Below are 20,633 nucleotides of genomic sequence, written 5' to 3' on the forward strand. Positions count from 1 at the left end.
CGGTGAGGGGAATATCTCCTAACCTTTCCGGGGAAATGTAGAGAAGATCGGGAACCGGACACCAATCTCGATCGTTTTTGCTGAGAATGATCGCCCATTCGATTCCCACTTCTCCCCGTCCTTGATTCCAGCGATCGAGTATAGAAGATAAAGCCAGAGTTAAACGAGAATGAAAGAATTTCGGTGACATTTTTGGGATAGCTTCTCCATCGACTAATTCATAGGTAATATCGCCCTCGGGAGCGGTTAGTGAGAAAAATTCCGGTAAAGTGAGGGGTTTAGATGTAACGCTAGTCATAACAAATATTCTCCAGCCTGCTGTAAGTTTTACGCTATTTTTAAGCTATGTAAAAGTCCTCGCCATCTGGTAGTTTTAATCTTCTTCCACTGGAAGCGATCGCTAATATACCAGATAAACTCGGAAAAAAAGTAAACTCCTTCGGTCTAGGTTGTTCAGCAAAATGAACGTACATCGGAAATATTGTTAGCCCTTGTTTTCTAAGCTGAATAATCGTACCCTGATTTTCTTGCGTAGATACAATTACTCCCGATACGAATTGTTGCCTTAGTTGTTGTAATGAGGGAGTTGGAATTTTTGCGCCTCTTAGCCATCTTTCAAGGTTACAGTCCTCAAAAGCCATTAATCGATTCAGCTTATTTTGTTTAAATTTCTCCAATGAATCTTGATTATATAGAATAAATTTAAGCTCATAAGGTTTATCTACTCGTCTCTTAAGTTCAATTTTCTCTCCGTCGGTAGCGAAATCATAATACCTAAGTAAATGAATAGGATCGATAATAGTTTCTTCGGATTCATCGAGCAAAAGATTAAAGCGATCAACAACCTTAATGTTGTCAAAAAGACTATCTCGGAATTGAAAGATAGGCTGATAGGTGGCATACCACATCCTAGCGAAACCCTTCAAACTCTCGAAATTTTCTGGGTATTTTTTAAACATATCTTCATAATGTTTAATTTTATTCTGATCGGCTTCTATTTCTTTCAAATATTCAGGATAATAACATTTAAAGAAAGTTTTAATCAGCGCTTGACCTCCCTTGGTAAATTTCCAATCACTTTTTAGTTTTTTAATAGAAATATCTTTAATCTTCTCCGCACCAGTAAAAACACGCATTCGAGACCGATAGTAACTCCAGTCTTTTGTGCCTCCTAAGATACACCGCATTGTTTGATATAACTCTTCAATAACGCTAATTTGGGGTAAATCTGTCAAAAGATCTTCTAACTCGGATAAAGGACGAGCTATCTCTAAAGAAGCTTCGGAACGCCAGTAAATACTTAAAAAAGGACGATCTAAGCAAGATAAACTTTCTAGCATCTTTCTCAATGACTCTCGACCACCTGATCGATCTAGTTCGAGAATTCCCTCTTCCCAAGCTTTCGGATCTATATAGGCGATCGCTTCCGACGGGATATCTGTAATCTTGCGCCCTAATACTCTGCCAACTCTTCCTAATCTTTGCCAGAAAGAATGACGATCCTTCGCAGAAAAAATTAACCAATCTAAAGTTTGTCGGGTTGGGACTGGATTTTTCTCGAAGTTAAAACCCACATCTACAGTGCTGGTTGCGAGAATAATCGGTTTTTGAACTGCTAAAAGTCTATCCTTTTGAGGTGTCGATCCGTGTATTCTTCCGTAACCCTCTTTTAATCCTCGTTCCGTCAGCAAATCGGCCAACCGATTAATGTGATCTTTAGAGTCGAGAATAACTGCACCATTGTCATTGGGATTCGCTAGATATTTTTCCTTGACTTCATCCGCGATTTGTACTAGATATTCGTCTCGTTCAATTTTCGGACGAATTTCTAGAGCCACTTTGGTCTGCGAAGGAACTTGATCGCTATTATTATCCTCCCCATCAATTCGCGCGATTCTGATTCCCGCTCTTTCTAAAGTGTTAAAAGCTTCATCACAAGCTTTCTCAGGAGTTGCCGTCAGAATAACAATTTTCCGATTGTTCTGAAAATAGTCTAAAACCTTAGAATAAGCGATAAAAAATAGCAAACTAACTAACTGTTTAGCACTATACAGATGAAATTCATCAAATATAATTGTAGAAAATCTGCTATAAAACTCACTAGCTATGTTAGATTTATCTAAGCTATTATAAGCCCAAAACGTAGCATAATAAAAAATATCAGGGTTTGTAACTAAGAAAAGTGGTCTATTTGCTCCTACTTCGGGAAAAATCGTAGCGGGATTCTGAAGGAGATTATAGAGCTTTTCTCCCGATCGTTTGCCTACCCGATCATCTGACCATCCCTGAATTTCCTTGGCCGATGCGGCCTTGACAACGTGCGTTAATTTAGCATCCCTCACAAAAGCCTCGGCCGCTTCCGCTTGTTGGGTGACAAGCGCGTTAGTCGGAGCGATATAAATCGCAGTTTGATTGGGATTATGTAAAAGAACCGTAAAACCCGCTTTTGTTTTTCCAGTTCCAGTTGGTGCTAGATCGAGAATTAAATCGTGATTGCGGGATTTTTCATACACTTCTACCTGATGTTGTAGGGCTGGTTTCATAAAATGGAGTTTATCAGGAAGAGAATCACAAACCGCAATACTTTTTGGCTCTAGCCATATATTTAAAAATTGATTATCCATAATTTCACCCTCCGCAGAATTTTAAATAAGCGGGAACAATCGATTCACCTATCTGCCAAGCTTCTCCTTGAAAGTGAAGATTTTTGAAAAGGGAGACTGGCGGAATTGCAATTAGATCGAACGATAAAAAATTTACACTAGCGGGTATATCAGCAGTATTGAGGTAGATATGACTACGATATTCCCCGTTGGGTAATAGAATAACTCTATTTTCGGAAAGGATGGTTACTTTCACTTTACTGGTGAATTTGCCTAAGCGAATATATTCGGGCAATTCTCTATTTCCGAACACTAAAGTTTGAAAACGACTTCCTCGTTCTATTATCCGTAGTCGTCCCGTTTGAGGAAAATTGCTCGGTCGAAAGGTATTCGGCTTTTTCCCGGAGCGTTTGATCGGTAAGTCTTCACGGGCGATCGCCACACGATTATTCGTCATCGCATACCAGTAACTATCGGACAGTGCGTTAAAACGTTCAAATCGAAAAGATGTCCGATCATTTTTCGGCCACGCGGGCAAAATGTAACTATCTAAAGGCGATAGGTCTTCCCGGTATCTCGGTCTACAGGTTGCGGTTCCCGTCAGACGGTAGGGAGAACGCGCCCAACCAAACGCATAAGCGAGTGCGTAGTTACCGATCGCTCCCTCGGTATAGTAGGTGTCGGATAACTCTCTAGAGGCGAAAAAAACGGGTTCGGCACACCAAAGCTCGATCAGCCTCGCACTTTCGTAAATTGTCTTTTTCGGTTCCGCTAGGGACGGGAGAGGTAATTCAAGTTGTTGCATAAAATTCGATTTTGAGATGAAGGGTTAGAAAAATTTTCGATCCTCTAACCCGTGAAAGATTTACAGCGAAACGGACGAAGCATCCTTTTTGCCTTTTCCTTTTTTGCCAACGTCTTCAGAACGAGGTTTACGGAAAGAAGCATAGGATTCATCGAGACGTTTTAAAAAGGTTTCCTGATCGTCCAAAGACCAATGGCGATCAACATCCAAGATCAACTCAGTTAACTCTTCCTCTGATAACCGCATAGAAATACCTCGCTTATTTGTCCACGGAGCGATCGCGGATTTGACGGCGGTAGTTAGCTCCTCGGTGTTAAAAGGATGTTCCAATAGCTTTTCAGGCGCTCCCAGCAAGTCGTAAACAGACTGCACCAATTCTAGAGAACTGGGTAATTCCGCCATTCCGCCGAAAACCCCGATAATTTCATTATCCATCCGTCCTAATCGACTTGAAACCGCGCCGTAACGGGTCGTCATAAGAATATTTCCGACCGTGTAGCGTAACTCGTCGGCCGTAACATCTTTTAGAGTGACGATATCGAGGAAATGAACCCCCGGTTTAATGTACTCGCTCGTGTTCAAAGCGGTAGAAGCGGTTCCTTTTTCATCACGCATCGTGCCATTCTCGAAAATAGCGTTGATCGTCCGCTCCCCGATTAATTCGGTACTCGATAAAACACTAAACGCGTCTTCTGTCCAAACCCGACTTTTCTGAGCGCCTTCACCCCCCGCAGCGAAACCGTACAGGAAACAATCGATACAGCATTCACAGGGCGCGTTCGTGTTTAAAGAACAAACTGTGCCGCCCTTGGGCGCGTTATACAGTAGGTTATTTGCTCTTAAAAATTCCCGTCCCCGCCGTCTTTCTGGGGCGATCTGTTTACGTTTTGTCATAACCAAACGGGGGATAATTGTCGGATCGTTGATTCCCGCTTGTACGAATTCACCACACATCGGCTCTCCAGACCCTTCGGTGCGGAAGATCGTTTCGGAGCGAGTAGTTCTTAAAACAACTAGCCCGATCGTTCTGCCTTTGGGGAAGTTCTCGTAAGCGGGCGCAAGAAAGGGGGTTAATTTTTCGATAGTCATAGAATCGTTTTCCTGAATATTCGTGGATTATTTATTGCTCGTTAGTTTCTGCGGCAGTTGGGGGTTGATTTTTCGATTCTTCCTTGATCCGTTGCCTGGCTTCCTGTAGGAAGAAAAGATATGCGGCTTCTAGTGTTTTTTTATCGGCTAGAAGTCTTTCTGGGCGGGATTGATAAACTTCCTCGAAAAGTTGTCTCAATACCTCGTAATACCGCTTGATCTGTTCGTATTTAGTTGCACCGACACCGTGTTCGCGGATGCGATCAAGTCGGTTGTGATAATTCTGCACTAACGCACCGAAAACCACATCCCAGGACAGATGGGCTTTGCGAGAACGAATCGCGTTGATAAACTCGGTAAACGGTTCCGCTTGCGAGGTTCGACGGAAAGAACTCCCCCGTAAGACCGCTTCTTCGGCAATACTAGCCGCTTCTTTAAGATAGCGACTTAATAGATCATGTTCATCCTTCATGCAACTCTCCAGTAAAATATTCAAGGGTTGAGAAATCTGGTGCCAAAAATACTCTAAATTCGGATCATCATGTTCTCGTAATAACCAACGAAGAATAACATAGTAAAGTTCGATCGGTCTTCTTAGCGATCGGGAGAGGTCGTAAAGGCAATCATCTTTCTTTTGAAGACTAGCAATTGTTATCGCTAATTTACCCAAACATCTTAATCGAGTTAAAATTTCCTCGGCGATTTCTTCGGGTCTTAAAGTTTTTGGCGTACTGTGACCGCTCCGCCGATATTGACCGTTTCCTAGTAACGGTTGCAAAGTAGAGGGAATCCCCTCAACTCTTCCATAAAAATTATTCCATGATTCCACCTCCAAATTACTACTGACTACAAAAGGAAACCCGAAATCCGTCGCAAGAGACAAATCTAAGGCCAAGTGAATTGTTTTCAATAAGGCTATTGAATTATTCGCATCACCCCATAAAATTGGGATAATTACGGTCGATTGGATAAACTCAGGACGTTTAGGAAAAGCCAAACCGACTACTTTGTTCAATTTGAACTCGATACCCAATTCATTGATCGATCGAGGTTTGTAAATTAACTGTTCGTTATCGACTTTATAGAACTTGAGTTCATCGATTGTGACCGTTCCTCCCTCGCCTATCGCCGCTTTCTCCTCTAAAAATCGTCTCCAAAAGCTCAATAGATCGGGACTAGACCCTTTCGGTAAAGCAAAATGAAGATAAAGCGGTTCTTGCTTAGTAGCGGCGGGAAAAGATGCGCCGACAGCCATTAATTTATAGGCGAGAGAAGCCATTGTATCCGCTTGTCTTTTCGGTTCCGCACTCATTCCCCCAGGGAGACGATTGGAAAAAGATTGAACTTTTGTCTCTGGGGGCATATTATTCGACATGAGTTCTTCAATCTGTTTCGATGTGCTACCGAGGGAGGAACGTTGTCGGGGATTTGCTTCGATATAAGCATCAAGCTCGTCTTTTGCCCGCCAAGTTCTCGCATTAGGGAAATTCAGCCATTGAGAAACTACCGCTATCATTTCTTCGGATACTTCCAAATCCGAGTCCTGGAGGTTTGTTGCCAAACGTAGTTGAAAAGATTCCCTTAAAGCCTCTTGAATCCCTTCCATTCCCCTCTCTGCGGATTTAGCTGCGAACAGACAACGGCCGTATTGAGAATTAAAAGGTTCGAGTGCGATCCTTTGTTCTTTCGATAGTCCGGTGCGCTCGCCAATCCTCTCCCAAGCTTCCTGCGGATTTATACCAGCCCCTCGATAACTCAGGTAAGCGGCCTTCAGACCTTCAGAAATGGCGAAATCGTCGGCAGTGGCAATCGGTAATAATCCAACCGCTTCGGCTTCTCGAACCGCTTTCTCTCCCGCTATTCCCGCGTATTTGCTAACATCTTGTTGAATTTTATCGGATTTGATGCCCGCTTTCTTTTTTTCTAACAATGCGATAACACAATCGAGGGTTTCCTCTGGATTTTGTTGGATCGCTTGAAGCTCGATTTTAATCCCGTCTTTCGTCGGATGGACAAGTTGTTCGATATTGTTACCGAACACCCGATCGATTCTATTTTGCCAAGCGATCGCTATCTCTTTCGTCAGATCTCGATCAGGGAATTTCTCACCTAAAAATAGTTGTCCGTCGGGATAGATCGCTAAAGACTGTAGGCTGTATTTCATCAACACTTCTTCGCAGGCTCCCAACAAAAGCGAGGTTAAATACCCTTTATCCTCCGATAAGCAAACACGAAATAATTGACAGGGACGGCCGAGAGCGATCGTTAATTCGTTCTCGACCTTACGAAGACGTTTTTCTTCCCCTATCCCCAAGTCGAATAGATCAGCCCCGATCAACATGGCCGCCCATTTTTTAATATTTCCATCTTCTGGAAAAAATCTCATTCCATCGCTGGCACTATGACCGGAATGACGCTCGATTAATCTTCTGACTAGCTCGTAATCCTCTTCGGTTTTTACCAGAGTCGATACACCGGCTAACTCCAACTGTTCCTGTAAAAAAGCCCGATCTCTCGCCAGTTTCTTAACACTACGTCCTGATTCATCTAATTTATTTAAATCATGGGTCACTCCGACGGCTAAAATTATCCCTCGTTTTTCTTCTGGCACTCCTGCGATACGGGTGATGGTTAAAAGAAATTGACAGACAGAATCTAAATGCTCGGCTAGGCTTGTTCCCTTTCTAACCCCATATTGGTAATGGCACGCGTGTAGCTTGTAAAGCTGGGGACGGATTTTTAGAAAATACCTTTCTTCTAAGGTTGGTTGGCACTCGTCTGTTATGAACATCATATTGTTCGCTCATCTCCCAATCGAATACAAGAGGTGATCAGTATAGGGGGAGACAATCCCCCATACGGCATGGATTCACGGAGCGGTCGCTCTAAGCTACGCTTTTAGTCGCCACTCGTAGCGCTTTCTTTCGATATGACGTTGCTCGAATTGATGACCTCGTTTTTTCAGAACGTGCATCGTTGCCGAAAAGCGATGGCTAATTTTTTCCGCTAGTTCTTGGCTAGAGTGCCAGCCTCCATCGGACATCAATCTCAGTAAACGATCGGATAAGTTATCACTCATAGGTTTTCACCTCAATATGTTGACTCTCGGACTAGCCTTGTCATAACCTATGAAGTAGTCAATCAACATAGACGGACTAGGCGTAAGGTCTGGTTCGTTTATTACTATATCACTTTAAAAGGTTAATATAGCAATAAAGAGAAAATTTGCAGATCGAGAGGTTGATCAGCAGCCGACTGTCCGCTAAAATGATAGTCCAGCGATAAAAGCCTCTAAGGAATTGAAAAAATATCGCAATCAAGACTGTAAATAGTCTTTTTTAAGGAATTCCCTAATAGGGATAGCTTGATAATCCCACTTTCCTCCTTTAATCAGCTTTAGGCTTGATTAAATTTTGTTTACTTTGACCGACCCATCGCAAAACATAACGGTCAACTCATCCCCGATTCGAGATTTCCTAAAACGAATAGCGGAATCGGCAATAACCCCGATCACTTCCTTATCCTTCTCAACTGTCCTCTGCTCATAGTCCTTTGTCCTCATTTATCATTACAATATAGGTATTGTAGCACAAATATTCTAAAATTACAAGTATATTTTCAAGGTGAATCGCAAAAAAGAAACAATTACACTGTCAATTCCTCCTGGAACGAAGGAGAAGCTAGAGGCGATCGCCCGACGCTTTAACATCTTTTGGGGGAAAAGTCCTAGTCCGTCAGGTCTAATCGCCGCCATCGCCGAAGGAGAACTGGAGATCGGTGAACCTTTTACCCTCTCGGCAAAGCGGGTCGAAGCGATCAAGGAAGCGATCGACCGTCTGGTGCGATCGGGTAACATCGAACCGGCCCAGACTCTTTCTAATTTTCTTTTAGAGAAGGGAAATCTCTCCCCTCAAGAGCGTCGGGAGATTTCCGAACAGGTCAGTCAGTACGATCGCGATTGGCGGCTCACGGTGGAGCGCTATATCCATGACCGGCAAGCTTTTCGGGTAATGTACAAAAATTCTCAGGGACAGACCCTAGAATTTACCGTTCGCTGTGCCGAGATCATGTTTCGGGAAAAAGAATTCTATCTAGAGATCTGGTGTGAGGAAACGGTTGACCTGCCAGAAGAAGATAGGCGAGACTTTCCCGAGCTTGTTCACAATCGCTGTCTTAAATTCTCTCGTATTCAAAGCTTGATTCCGATCGAAGAACCATGGCGAGACAGTCTCGATTTTATAGAAGTACAATTACAATTAGAAGAAGACCTCGTGAAGGCCTATGAAAGGAACACAAGGGATATCGACGACCGAGAGGTAAACGGAAAAAGGATTATAACCCGTAAAGTCTCTAGTCCTTTTTGGTTAATTCGGGAGATTTTACCCTACGGAGATTGCTGTATTGTACTTACACCAGAGCCATTACGCAACCGGATCAAACAAATTTTATTTAAATCTCGTCAACAGTACGAATAGGAGTAAGGTGTGCGATGCGACGGTAATATCGCCCTCGGGAGCGGTTAGTGAGAAAAATTCCGGTAAAGTGAGGGGTTTAGAAGATATAAGAGTCATGGTCAATTTTCAACCGAAGTGATAGGACAATCGAGCGGGAATTTTCAGATCAGGGCGATCGCTTATTTGGTAATATTCCCCGCGCATTCTCACATTACGGATTAAACTAACGGGTGGCATATTAATCACATCGTAGCCAATCACCTGATGGGTAAACATAACATCGAGAGGATTTAAAGGATAGGGATAAATAAATAAATCCTCTTTTTGTTTTGATAGGGAAAGTTCTGTCAGTTTTACTTCCGCTTTACTCATCCATTTTCCCAAACGAATCCATTTAGGAAGTTGTAGGGGGTGATGGGAAATGATAAAACATTCAAAAACACTTTCGGGAGCGATTTCTTTTGCCCTGCCAAAACTGGGAATATTTTTCTGGGTTTTTTCCATCTCCACATGATAGTTATTATTGGCATATTTCCAAGTATTGAGAACCGCCGTATGAACGATCGCCCGTGCGGGAGTGACATAAATTTTCTCTTCGTTAAGAGGATTTAAATGTTCTTGGTACTGTGGAATCTGTTCGGAACAGAAGTAACGATAACTATCGCTATTTACCAATCCCAAAGCATAACAGAGCGCGTAATTATGAATTACGGGTTCGCTTTCGTAGAGTCTGCCGATTTCACGGGTTGCGTAATAAAGACTATCATGCAGTTCTAATTGACAGGAATAAATATGTACCATAACTCTTTAAAAATTGCGAGGATCTAGGGTGAGAAATTACTCACCCGACGAAATTAGCTATTTTTTCTCGGCTTTCTTTTTCTCAATATATTGTTCAAAGTATTTTTTTGACTCCTTATTTGCTTGATCTAGAACCGATAAAATTCCTGCTTCCGTACCCGTGAGAGTTTTCACCTCAGTTAATAAAGGTTGAAAATTTTCCCCGATAAAATCGGTATGAACGATAAATTCTTCCGCCATTAATGCTTGTATTGCTTCGGTGGCTTTTTCCATAACTAAATCCTCATCTAAGGGATCGATCGAGTGTAATACTTCATCGGGAAGGCGATCATATATTGCCTGTGTCCAGCGCAAATTACTAACAATTTCCCCATCGGCAAAAATAACACCGATAAGCTCATTTCTTACCCGTCCCGTCCGGGTAGTTTGCGCGCCGTAGTGACGGGTACGCAGGATGTTATTAAAAACGTAGAGAAAACTTGCTTCTGTCGGATCTTTGAGCGTGACAATACTAGGGAAAAACACCTGCGGACGGATGTGATCTTGTTGGTTAATTCGGCTAGTCACTTCACCTACTTTTGTGTTATTTTCTCCCTTCGATGCCATAGTACCGTTCTCGTAGGGAGCGTTTAAAGTAAAACTTTCATGGGATTCATCAAAGGGTGTGATCGAAAAAGCCGTATCTACTACTACTTTCGATTTTTCTGAACCCGAATCACCGATGGCAAAACCATAAATAATACAGTCGGCGTTATTCATGGCAAATTTTACATTGTACTCACATTCTTCGGCGGTAATTAATTTGTAGTTTCGGAGTAATTCTCGACCGACTAGGCGTTCTGGAGTTGATTGCTTACGTTTAAACATCGATAAACGACTAATCGTTTTTTTGCTATCAATTCCCGCACGAACACGAGCTTTATTTAGGTCTCCATCTGTTTGAAATAAAGGATAAGATTCTGTGACTCGAATAGTCAAAAAGTGAACGTATTTTCCCATCGGTTTGTAGGGAATCTCGCCATGAAAGAATTTAGGATCGAGGGTTTTCAGTAAAGACATGGTAGGTACTCCTTGAATTAATTATTGTTTTCAGAATCTTCATCCACAGTTTGACCCTGGGCTTTTAACTCTTGATTTTCTCTGTCCTGTTCGAGACGGTAAAGAAATTCGCAGGTATCGCGAAGGAGGTTTAATTGTCTGCCAGCTAGACGCGCTCGATCGCCCTTAAAAGAACCCTCGAACACATCGATCACAAAATAACGAGCAAAAGACAATATTTTCTGTCTTTCCTGTTCTCGATCGGATAAAATCCAGCGACCTTCTGCTGTAGAAGCATGAACCCGATTCATTAAGCTGCCCACTTCCGCCGCTACTACAAAAACTAGGGCTTCTCCCTGATACATTCCTCCTTTGAGAATCGTATCGGCGGCCACATCGATCGGTTTTAAAACTGCGTTCGCTTTCGGATTATATCGTTTATTAGCTCGATAGAATTGACGATACAATTCGGTTAAGTTTTTAGGATGATTTAAGGGCGATTCTGCTGTCATATCGATAGTTAAATTGGTTCGGTTGGCTTGTACATAGGGATCGAAACAAGGATAAAAATCGTAGAGATACAGAGCGATTCGATTAGCGCTCGGTATATCGGCATCTTTGCCCCGTTTCCACTGTTTAAGGTAATGAAAAACATAGAGAGGACTGGTTTCTAAATTGATAGCGAGTTCCGTTAATTTGCCCCAATTGGGATCATAACCCGTCTTACCCTGCTTCGAGTTCACGTCTAAATGAATAGAATAGGCTGCGGTTAGGGTATTTAAGGGGGCGGAATATTTTTTTCCGTCATTATCTTCCCACTCGTTCAAGACTCGATCGAGACGGAATCGATCGCATCGGGTTAAGGACCGGATCGCTTGGGGCGCACTGTCGAGAAATACCGTCTCTTCAAATTCCGCACCGTCGCGATAGGGAGGAATAGGAGACTCAGAAACCACCGTTTTGACATCTAGAATCATCGGGAAAGCTAATCCTAACCATGCTGGCATAACCCAGGATTCCGTATCGGTGGGATCGCGGCCCGGAGGTAGGGCCATAAAATAAAAGGTTAGGGGTTTATCTTCGGGATAGGATAGTTTAAAAGTGCGGTCTTTTTTGCCATCTTCCTCCTCGTTAATTGTTTCCTTTTTCTGCCTTAATTTTTCATCGATCAGGAAACTATCGACACTCTGATAACGGGTTCGATCGAAGTTAGCGACCAGATTCTTATCAACAAAGTGCAACTTTATCGAGCTATCAAAACGAGTTTGAGCGATGTTAGCGTAGGCTTTTTGTAAAAAACTATTGGTTTCGGGAGTAAAATAATAGGTCGGGTAAAAGTACAGATAGCGATATTTGCCGTCCTCGAAACGTTTTCCTATCGCTTGGGTTTGATTCATAAGAATCTGACGCAACATCATTTCCGTTCCCGCGATACTGGAAATGTTTCGTTTGGCGTTCGAGCCTGCCAGCATTTGTTTATTGGTATAGACTTGGGGAGTAAAAAGAACCGCCGATTCCATCTGTTCGCTGACACTATAGGGAGAATGGGAGATCGAACAGAGAAGTTGACGGCCGCGACCTTGTTTTTTAGCGGCGTTGTAGTGGTTTAATTCTTTCTGGAAGGTTTCGATCGAGTGGGCCAATTCCCGACCGGGTAACTGCACCACTTGATTAACCCACTCTCGCAAATCCTCCCAACCATCGGGTAAGTTATATCCCGCAACTATGGCGGCGATTTTTGCGGCGAGAAAAGCGATTAAATCTTCTGCAACCGGTCTAATATCCTCGATTCCGGGATGCTGTTTCAGGTATTGCGCCGCTAGATAATACCATTCGTAGGGAACCCCTCCCGTATTGCCTTTCAGTTTGAGTTCTTTTAACGATTCATTAATACGCTTGATCGCTCGGATTTGTGGCAGATAATTTTCTAGATTCCAATAATGCGCGATCTCGCTAATTAAATCTAAATCCGGCGGTGCGGGTAAGTTTTTCTGCAATTTTCGCGCCTGTTCGATTTTTTCTAGGCGATCGCCCCAGATTTTCCTCGTCACCACGTCCCCGAATTCCGCTAGGCGATCAATCCGGATATCATCTTCACAATGAAAATCGTAATCCGTCGGTAAAACGCCCTGTTGTTGAAATTTAATCAGGTTTTCGCCGCGACTTCGGGCCACGGACGCTTTATTATCACCGAGGATGCGAAGGGTGGCGTTGAGGGCAGCGCGCATTAACCCAGCATCGTCGAAAAATTGGCTGTAGTAATCTGCGTATTTCATCCCCTTGCCATCTCTACCGAATCCCGTTTGTTTACGCTGTAATTCGCCGCTACAGAGGGATTTAATGGTGTCCACCACTCGATTCGGTAAGGTTTCTAGGGACACTTCTGGCGCGTTTTTGGGGGCGATATAGACAACTCCCGTAGGCAGGTAAAGTAAAGGCTGATAGTCTAGTTCTTGATGTGCTTCCATCACCGCGTTATTAAGTACGTTCGTCAGTACCCCGCGGTTTTCGGCGATGCTGTGGTAAGTGAATTTTAGTTCCCCATCGCTGAGGCTGTATAAAAGGTCTTGTAACGGAGCTTTTTCCGCGTCGTGGGGGTGTTTAATAATGGATGCGAGGCGATCGGCTAGACAGGCAAGATCGGTTAAACTTTCGAGAGCGCTATTGTTTAAGCGAGTATTTAAGCCATCTTCCGAGGTATTTCGATCGGTATCATTCCGACGCTGGGCATTTTTAGCGATATATATCAAATCATCAAGATATTCAGTCCATTTTTCTGGTTGATCGGAAAATAAAAAGCGATCTAATCCTAATTCGGGAACCAATACTTGAAAAATCTCTCGATGTTCCTCTCGTGATAGTTTGCGGATATCTCGATCGAAGTCCTCGTTAATCTCGATATATTTCGCCGGCATCGCGGGAAAAAGCGAGTAGCGGAATTTCTCGAAATCGTGGAGAATAAACCCAGCGATCGCCAACCTGCGCTCGCATTCCTTTACTACCCGTCGAACGGTAGTATTGAGTTTTTCTAGTCGTTTTTCGATGAGATTGGCGGGAAATAATCCATTAAGTAAATGAGTATTGAGAGATTGATCGCCCGCGTTATCCCGTCGAACTTTGCTTTTTCCCTCTAATTCCCGACGGCGATCGATTTCCTCGAAGAAATTTCCTCCTTTTGCCGTGACACCGATCGCTAATCGGAGTAAATTGGGTAATACCATTTCGGCAAAATCTGCCATAACTCGATCGTCGGGGTTTTCGGCTCGAATCGCCTCCCGTAGGAGTTTTAGGGTTAGCAGTTGGCGAACAGTTTCGACTCGGCGATCGCTTACTGATTCGCTAATTCCTAAATCTTCGGAAACAAGAGATTCTAAATCAATATCCTCGAACTCAAAATCCAGATCTTCATCGTCAATTTCTGTAGTGTTATCGAATAGATTTAACTGTCCCGTTTCCTCTAATTTTTTTTGTTTTTTAGGCATCTTTCACCTCTAGAGAGTCTAAATAGGGTTTGCTGAAAAAGTTTTTCCTGGGGGCAGGGTGTGGGGTGTGGGGTGTGGGGTGTGGGGTTTTACCAGTTTTGAGGTGGCCAATTACCTAATTTTCAGGGAAAAAGTGCCTAAATTTCCCCCCGATCACTCCCATATCCAGTACTTTTTAATTGACAAAAGGTCTAAAAGTCTTACCCAACAAGGTTTTTAGCTTTATTCAGCAAACCCTAAATAGTCGGTAATTTGTTTGAGATAAAGCGGAAATTGAGATAAAGCGATCGGAATCGCCTTAAAAACAAGTTCATTATCGATCGCCTCGTATTGATGCACTAAACGATTTCGCATTCCTGATGATTTCGCCCCCCCGTAATCGATTAAGATATTTGATCATCAAACGAATTCTAACGGTGACTATCTCCCTTTCCATCGTTTAAACTCCCCATTGTTTGAGCCAAAGATCGATACTGTCTTTTTGAATCTTTCGGAATTTAGCGGTATCGGCGTACTCTTTCCAAGCGCGTACACGAAATTTTAAAAAGTCTCCCGTATTTTTTTCATAGATAAGTTTTCCATCTCGTGCGACTTGATACTTCATTAATGGAGAACAGCGATCGAGTTCAATTAGATCGATCAAATCACGGTTTATCTCAAACAATTCACTCAAGATAGAGAGAGAAGTTAAGTAATCATTACTGATTTCCTTAATATGTGTTTGTCTGTTTGTTTCATCGTATGAAATTGCCAAATCCCAATCGCTATCAGGTCTATGCTCTCCGCACGCTCTGGAACCGAAGAGGATTAATAGTTTTAAATTCGGTAGTTTTTCCACAGTCGTGGTTATTCTATTGACTGTATCGATAATTTTTAATTCTTTCGTATTTCTAACCATTTTCTGCCTCCAAGGAATCTAGAAATTGAACGATCGAGCGTTGGTAGCGAGGATAATCTCGTAAAATATTAGCGATCGAGGAATGAACGATATCGGGATCAATTTTCTTGTATAGGTGTACGAGTAAGTTTCTTAATTTAATAGACTCGGCCAGTTGAACGGCTAGGTGTTCTTCTAAGATTCCCAGTTCTACGATTTGAAATAAAGCGTCGCGAGCATTATTCGGAGACTCGATATCTAAACATTTTAAAATCTGGTAATTGATATCGATGCCAGTTTGAACGATAAGCTGAATTAACCTTTCTATGGCTAATTGACGTTCTCTTAATGTACGATAATCCTCTAAGGTGATCGAACCGTACTCGCTAAGTTCGGCGAGGTATTGATTCATGAGGTTTAATTCGTCTATCGCAATCAGAGGTTGAATAGCATTTACACTCCTTTTTCTCGTAGAGAAATCTCCAGATTATTCCGTAATTGACGGTATAACGCTTTCGATTCTTCAGGATTCATGAGAAATTTTTCTTTAAATCCCTCGAATAGTCCCGTTTCCCGTTCGTATAGAAGTTGACCATCCCGCGCGACATAATGAGCGAGGATCGGTGAACATTCTTTTAAATCAATCACATCAATTTTGTCCTCGGGAATCTCTAAAGCTTGTTCGAGTAGTGTATAAATTTTCAATAGACTCGAAATATCCTTTTGATCGCTTCTTTCCTCGTATAAAACAGCGAAATCCCAATCGCTATCAGGTTTATGCTCTCCACGCGCTCTAGAACCGAAGAGAATTAATAGTTTTAAATTCGGTAGTTTTTCGACAATAGCCGTAATTTTTTCTACTAGCCTATTCATATTTAGCTCCTATCAAAAAAAATGGCAAGAATCCGATGGATATATCGATCGATGTCCCTAGCGTCTGTCTATGTCTATTATCAAACGCGGAGGAAGCAAAGAGCAACTAAATCCCAGAAAAAGTGTCCGTACACTTTGACTCCCTCATCTCTTGTTTGATGGCTAATCTTCAGAAGGTGTGTAAAAAGAGAGTTGTTCTTCTAAAAACTGGTTGTGAGCCTTGTTATATCGATATTCGTGAGCTATAGGTTCAATTCCCTCGAATTTGTTTTCAAGTTCCTCAAGTCTATTTTTAATATCGATAAGCTCCTCTGATGTTTTGTCAGTCCCGCAACAATTTTTGATTATTTCTATAGCAAGGGCTTGTTTTTCTTGCTGCTGACCAATTACCAGTACAATTGTTTGCTTGCTTTCATTGTTTAATGCCTCCATGAGCGGATGATTCAGGGTGTACTCGAAAGGGTGATCGAGAAAGATGAGAGTAAGCTCTTGGGATTTAGGCAGGTTCATAGATTTTTAAGTGGTTTGGTTTATTGGTTTATTCTAGCTCAATACTAAAATAGGGATCATGATAAAGGTAAAAACGGATGCATTCGGCTAACTAAAACATTCTCTTCTCTCCTCCATAATACTAAATTCTGTTTACAAGGCATAGGGGAGCGAGGATCGGGGAGAAATAATCCATAACTTGGGAGTTGACCACATATCTATGATATAACATGATATGGGTAGTTAGGGCAGAATAAAAAACTGGAAAATTTAGAAAAACCCCTTTTAGGGATTGAAAAAGCCGTATGCAACCTTTTCAATGAACCCTTTTTTCCGTTTTTTTTCAAATAAAGGGCAAAATCCCTATTAGGGATCGATAATCTCTTTTTTACTTTCCCTTTCTTTTTCTCGTTCCTCCAATGTCACTCGTGCGTAGGCCTGCAATTCCTTAACTCGTTCGGGGGTCAAATCGGAAATCCATTCCCCGCGTTCGTAAGATTCAAGATAATCTCGTTCTTCCGGGTCGAGATTACTAATATCCGTTCGTTTTTTATATATTATGATCGAGTCTATCGGTTCCTTGTGGGAACGAGCGTTAGGATTATTCATGGTTATCGATCTCCCGATAAGTGTTGTTTAGTGACCTCAAACGGCATCAACAGATCCACACCTCACCCCCTTGACCTTTGAACCGATGAGCGAGAGTATCCAACAACAAAGCCGATTGACCGATCGCTATAGAATAGGGTGACAGGGGAGAATGAAGACTACTCTCGTCACTAATCGGATAAATACCGAAGTGCATCGGCAGTTGTAAGCGTTGGCGAACTGCAGCGACGGGATAGGCAAGAACGAAGCTAACCAGAGCCTGATCCCGTAACTCCCGACTAATTCGATCGAGCCAAGGATTATCTGGTTGCCAAACACCGATTCCCGTCAAAACCTGTACTTTCCACGCGGAGGCAATCTCGCCTAAATCGCCGTCGTAGGTAAAGCGCCAGTTTAACCGTTCCTCTCGATACCCCTTTAAATTCAGAAACGCGAGACAATAATCGAAACGTCTGCGCGCGATCGGTGTTTTCGTGGCCTCGATCTGGCGCTTAAACTCGCCTTTTCTCCACACCTCCACCTCTAGATTACCGAGAATACTGGGTAAATCGTAGGTTTTAAAGCGATCGCATTCCTCCGGTTCCGTCGAATCGTATAACCCGCATAATAACGGACTCGACCCGCGAAAACTAGACGCATCCTCGAAAATCGGATTACCGCTTTTCCCCGATAACTCCTTCCATTCGTCGGCCCATCCTTTCACCCGACCGGCGACCCGTTTTAAACTGGTATCGAAAACCTCCTCGCATTCCTGTTGAAACTTCTGGCGACTTTCCCCGTATTGGGATTTGATCTTCGGACTCCCTAAATTCCACCAGAGTTGAAATGATTGTACCGCTCCCCAACGTTGGTAATAACCCTCGAAATTATTGATATGACGGTAGTTACTCTTGATCGCCTCCTGTAGCTGAATTCGGTCATACCGTTCCCCGACTTGTAACGGTGCGTCTTTCTTCTCGAATAACCGTTCTAGGAAAAATTTCGGAACCAGAGCGATCGCTGTGAAGTTAGTAAATTTTACCGCCGTTCCCTTTCGATCGTAGCCGCTGTGACGGCCTAAACGGCCGAAACGTTGAATAAAATTTCCCGCATCCGACGACTCAAAAATGAGAAAATTAATCTTGAAGTCCACCCCCACATCGATGGTACTCGTTCCGATCACCAGATCACGATTTAACGATGCCAACTTCTCCCGCGTTCCCGAAAGACCCGTATTTTCCCCCACCGTTAAACCGATAGTCGCCAATAATTCTCGGAAAATCGGCAGCAGACGTTTAACCGAAGCGATCGAATTGAGAATAATCGCGCCCTTGCTGCCGGGGTATCGCTTAAAATAGTCTAAAATTCGCTCTTTATTTTCTTTCAACCAATTTTCCGAAGTTTGAAAACTCGACGGTAAAGGAATAAAAGATAGCTCGATTTCCGAGGTTACTTGCCGCCATCCCTGTTGAGCGAGGGAATTGGCCTCTTCTGGGGTATCGGGAAACTGGTATTTTCCTTCTCTTACCGGGTCGATCGATCGGTAGCGAAACCCCGCTTTATCCAATCGTTTTAGTAAACCCTCGTCGGGAGTTGCGGATAGAAACAGGTATCGTTTCCCACGATTGGCCCGTCGGATTAGAAGCATGGTATTGATTATGCTGGCGACCTGTGGCGTGCCGAAAACGTGAAATTCATCGAATAGGAAGAGATCGAAATGTTTATCGATCCGGTTCCATAGCTGATCGGGGTTATCGTAGGGGGTTAAATAGGCCCCCCGATGCAGATAATGGAAAATATCGGGGTTAGTTAAGAGAATTTCCGACTGTTTCGATCGAGTCTCTAGAGCGATCGCTTTCGTTTTCCCATCCCGTTCGGCGTACAATTCCAACTCGGGCCCGGTTAAAAGATTGACCCGGGGTTGATCCGTTGGTTGAAATCGTTGAATATATGCCTCGATCTGACCCCGCTGATCCCGCGCCAGTTCGTTGGTTGGGTAGAGTCCCATAATCGGGAAATATCCTTGCAAAGTTCGCAGGTAGGCCGCTAGACTTTTCCCGTCCCCCGTCATGGCCGTATTGAAAATCACATCGATATCGGGATCGTTGAGTGCTTTCCACGTCTCCACCTGATGCCACGATAACCGCCATCCTTGCGGAACCTTGATCCCGTCTGGTATCTCGTCTGCGGGACAGGAATAGACTGGCCTGAGCGTTACTTGATAATTTACCATGAATTTCTGTCCGTAACTTCTTGCTATCTTCCATACTAACCACGATAATAGGGATGGACAAGTACCTTAACAGAAAAAGTGTCCGTATATTTATAAACTATGAGCCGGATAGGACAATCAATCACTTTATCGGTCAGTGAAAAAGAAAAACAGTCCCTAGAAATCCTTGCCAGTGAATTCGGGCTATTTTGGGGAGATAAACCGAATATATCGAAGTTAATCAAAGAAATTGCCCGTAATAAGCTTAAAATCGCTCCTAATCACGACTGGAAGCCCGAGCGCTTGCAGATGCTCCAACAGGCGATCGATTTTCTCATCGATGCCGGACAAATCCCCATCGCCCTAGAACTAACTAAACTACTATTAGAGCGGAGCGAACTGTCGGGACCCTTACGCAAAGAGCTAGAAGGCCGCCTCGATAATCCTCCCCCACCATGGCGGTGGGAACTCGATCGCTGCATTCTCCGACAACAACCCTTTCAGTTATCCTATCAGGATGCCGGCGATCGAATCTGGGAATTCCATCTTTACCATGCCGCTATCAATCGTCACGAGGATCGCTTATATCTCGATTGTTGGTGCGAGGAAACCGAGGGAAATCAAGATATTTCCGAACTACACCATAATTGGAGTTTACGGATCGATCGAATCCCCAGCGATTCCTTAATTACCCCGATCCCTAGGGGCAAATGGCGCAATCAGCTTGATAGTGTGTCAGCCGAGTTTCAGCTATTCGATGGATTAGCTCGATCGTACCGGACTAAAAGCGCTATCGATATCGCCAACGAATTGATCTCGAACGATCCCCTCGTCCGGCAGATTACCCGACAGGTAACGAGTAGCTTCTGGTTTTTCCGCGAAATTCTTCCCTACGGAGAAGATTGCTTGCTGATCTCCCCGGAAAAAGTCCGCAAGCGTTTCTATGACAAGTTGCAGCGGCTTTATCGGCGCTACGAGTCCTGAAAAGATTTTCGTCGCTGCTCAATCAAGGCTTGACATCCTCACCGCCGTAAACGGACGGTGATTCCCAAACCTCACGATTTAGGTTTCTGCTTCTTTCCCGAAGGATTTTTCGCACCTGTCTTAACAGATTTACTCTGTTCTGGTCTTATGGTCGCTCTACAGACTGACACCGCAAGCCCTGCGGCCAAAATATTTTTACTTGCGTTAATATCTCGGTCATGGTGAGTCCCACAGTCTGGACAGTCCCATTCTCGAACATTTAACGGCATTTTTTCAGCAATATACCCGCAATTACTACATCTTTTAGAGCTAGGAAACCATCTATCTATTTCGATGTA

At 43.3% G+C, this 20,633-nt stretch carries 19 protein-coding genes; 2 read left to right on the top strand and 17 right to left on the bottom strand.

What is annotated here, in order from left to right:
- From IM500_RS12135 to IM500_RS12160, 6 genes are all read right to left on the bottom strand, one after another.
- The coding region (locus IM500_RS12135) for a Uma2 family endonuclease (protein ID WP_287738518.1) at positions 1–298 on the bottom strand (298 nt) is incomplete at its 3' end.
- A 40-nt stretch (positions 299–338) separates the two neighbouring features.
- Entirely contained in the window at positions 339–2,624 is a 2,286-nt protein-coding gene (gene cas3 / locus IM500_RS12140; RefSeq protein ID WP_190720993.1) for a type I-D CRISPR-associated helicase Cas3', read from the bottom strand.
- Between the two features lie 4 nt (positions 2,625–2,628).
- The gene (gene cas5d, locus IM500_RS12145; protein ID WP_069474924.1) at positions 2,629–3,408 is read right to left on the bottom strand and encodes a type I-D CRISPR-associated protein Cas5/Csc1; all 780 of its coding nucleotides are present in this window, start codon (positions 3,406–3,408) and stop codon (positions 2,629–2,631) included.
- Between the two features lie 60 nt (positions 3,409–3,468).
- Positions 3,469–4,497 (bottom strand): type I-D CRISPR-associated protein Cas7/Csc2, encoded by a 1,029-nt coding sequence (cas7d, locus tag IM500_RS12150; protein ID WP_069474925.1) that lies wholly within the window; start codon positions 4,495–4,497, stop codon positions 3,469–3,471.
- Positions 4,498–4,528: 31 nt separating this feature from the next.
- Entirely contained in the window at positions 4,529–7,291 is a 2,763-nt protein-coding gene (locus IM500_RS12155) for a CRISPR-associated protein Csc3 (protein ID WP_190720991.1), read from the bottom strand.
- A gap of 96 nt (positions 7,292–7,387) precedes the next feature.
- Positions 7,388–7,576: a hypothetical protein gene (locus IM500_RS12160; protein WP_069474927.1), complete on the bottom strand. Its 189-nt coding sequence runs from the start codon at positions 7,574–7,576 to the stop codon at positions 7,388–7,390.
- A 544-nt stretch (positions 7,577–8,120) separates the two neighbouring features.
- Between IM500_RS12160 and IM500_RS12165 the strand changes: the two genes are divergently transcribed.
- Positions 8,121–8,972 (top strand): helix-turn-helix transcriptional regulator, encoded by an 852-nt coding sequence (locus IM500_RS12165; protein ID WP_287738519.1) that lies wholly within the window; start codon positions 8,121–8,123, stop codon positions 8,970–8,972.
- 105 nt (positions 8,973–9,077) lie between these two features.
- Here IM500_RS12165 and cas5d (IM500_RS12175) read toward each other — a convergent pair whose 3' ends face one another.
- The 10 genes from cas5d (IM500_RS12175) to cas3 (IM500_RS12220) form a co-directional block, all read right to left on the bottom strand.
- Positions 9,078–9,752: a type I-D CRISPR-associated protein Cas5/Csc1 gene (gene cas5d, locus IM500_RS12175; RefSeq protein WP_016515571.1), complete on the bottom strand. Its 675-nt coding sequence runs from the start codon at positions 9,750–9,752 to the stop codon at positions 9,078–9,080.
- 57 nt (positions 9,753–9,809) lie between these two features.
- Positions 9,810–10,811 carry a type I-D CRISPR-associated protein Cas7/Csc2 gene (cas7d, locus tag IM500_RS12180; protein WP_287738520.1) on the bottom strand — a complete coding sequence of 334 codons (1,002 nt, stop codon included), beginning with the start codon at positions 10,809–10,811 and terminating at the stop codon, positions 9,810–9,812.
- 17 nt (positions 10,812–10,828) lie between these two features.
- Positions 10,829–14,272, bottom strand: coding sequence for a type I-D CRISPR-associated protein Cas10d/Csc3 (gene cas10d, locus IM500_RS12185; RefSeq protein WP_287738521.1), 3,444 nt, complete (start codon positions 14,270–14,272; stop codon positions 10,829–10,831).
- Between the two features lie 222 nt (positions 14,273–14,494).
- Positions 14,495–14,626 (bottom strand): HepT-like ribonuclease domain-containing protein, encoded by a 132-nt coding sequence (locus IM500_RS12190; RefSeq protein ID WP_287738522.1) that lies wholly within the window; start codon positions 14,624–14,626, stop codon positions 14,495–14,497.
- Between the two features lie 85 nt (positions 14,627–14,711).
- A complete protein-coding gene (gene mntA, locus IM500_RS12195) occupies positions 14,712–15,170 on the bottom strand; it encodes a type VII toxin-antitoxin system MntA family adenylyltransferase antitoxin (protein WP_287738523.1) in 459 nt (152 codons plus the stop codon).
- Positions 15,163–15,561, bottom strand: a complete 399-nt coding sequence (gene hepT, locus IM500_RS12200; protein WP_002755930.1) for a type VII toxin-antitoxin system HepT family RNase toxin — start codon at positions 15,559–15,561, stop codon at positions 15,163–15,165. The genes mntA (IM500_RS12195) and hepT overlap by 8 nt, the downstream gene beginning before the upstream one ends.
- A 41-nt stretch (positions 15,562–15,602) precedes the next feature.
- Positions 15,603–16,022, bottom strand: a complete 420-nt coding sequence (mntA, locus tag IM500_RS12205) for a type VII toxin-antitoxin system MntA family adenylyltransferase antitoxin (RefSeq protein WP_072924215.1) — start codon at positions 16,020–16,022, stop codon at positions 15,603–15,605.
- Positions 16,023–16,184: 162 nt separating this feature from the next.
- Complete coding sequence (locus IM500_RS12210; RefSeq protein WP_002742891.1) at positions 16,185–16,532, bottom strand: hypothetical protein; 348 nt, start codon at positions 16,530–16,532, stop codon at positions 16,185–16,187.
- 345 nt (positions 16,533–16,877) lie between these two features.
- A complete protein-coding gene (locus tag IM500_RS12215) occupies positions 16,878–17,120 on the bottom strand; it encodes a hypothetical protein (RefSeq protein ID WP_150977828.1) in 243 nt (80 codons plus the stop codon).
- A 46-nt stretch (positions 17,121–17,166) separates the two neighbouring features.
- Positions 17,167–19,332 carry a type I-D CRISPR-associated helicase Cas3' gene (gene cas3, locus IM500_RS12220; protein WP_287738524.1) on the bottom strand — a complete coding sequence of 722 codons (2,166 nt, stop codon included), beginning with the start codon at positions 19,330–19,332 and terminating at the stop codon, positions 17,167–17,169.
- A gap of 99 nt (positions 19,333–19,431) precedes the next feature.
- On the opposite strand from cas3 (IM500_RS12220), the gene IM500_RS12225 reads away from it, so the two are divergent.
- The gene (locus IM500_RS12225; RefSeq protein ID WP_287738525.1) at positions 19,432–20,295 is read left to right on the top strand and encodes a WYL domain-containing protein; all 864 of its coding nucleotides are present in this window, start codon (positions 19,432–19,434) and stop codon (positions 20,293–20,295) included.
- A gap of 71 nt (positions 20,296–20,366) precedes the next feature.
- Here the strand turns inward: IM500_RS12225 and IM500_RS12230 are convergent.
- A partial coding sequence (locus IM500_RS12230; protein ID WP_287738526.1) for a zinc ribbon domain-containing protein occupies positions 20,367–20,633 on the bottom strand: 267 nt, incomplete at its 5' end.

The sequence above is a fragment of the Microcystis sp. M179S2 genome (assembly GCF_020245805.1).
Classification (GTDB): domain Bacteria; phylum Cyanobacteriota; class Cyanobacteriia; order Cyanobacteriales; family Microcystaceae; genus Microcystis; species Microcystis aeruginosa.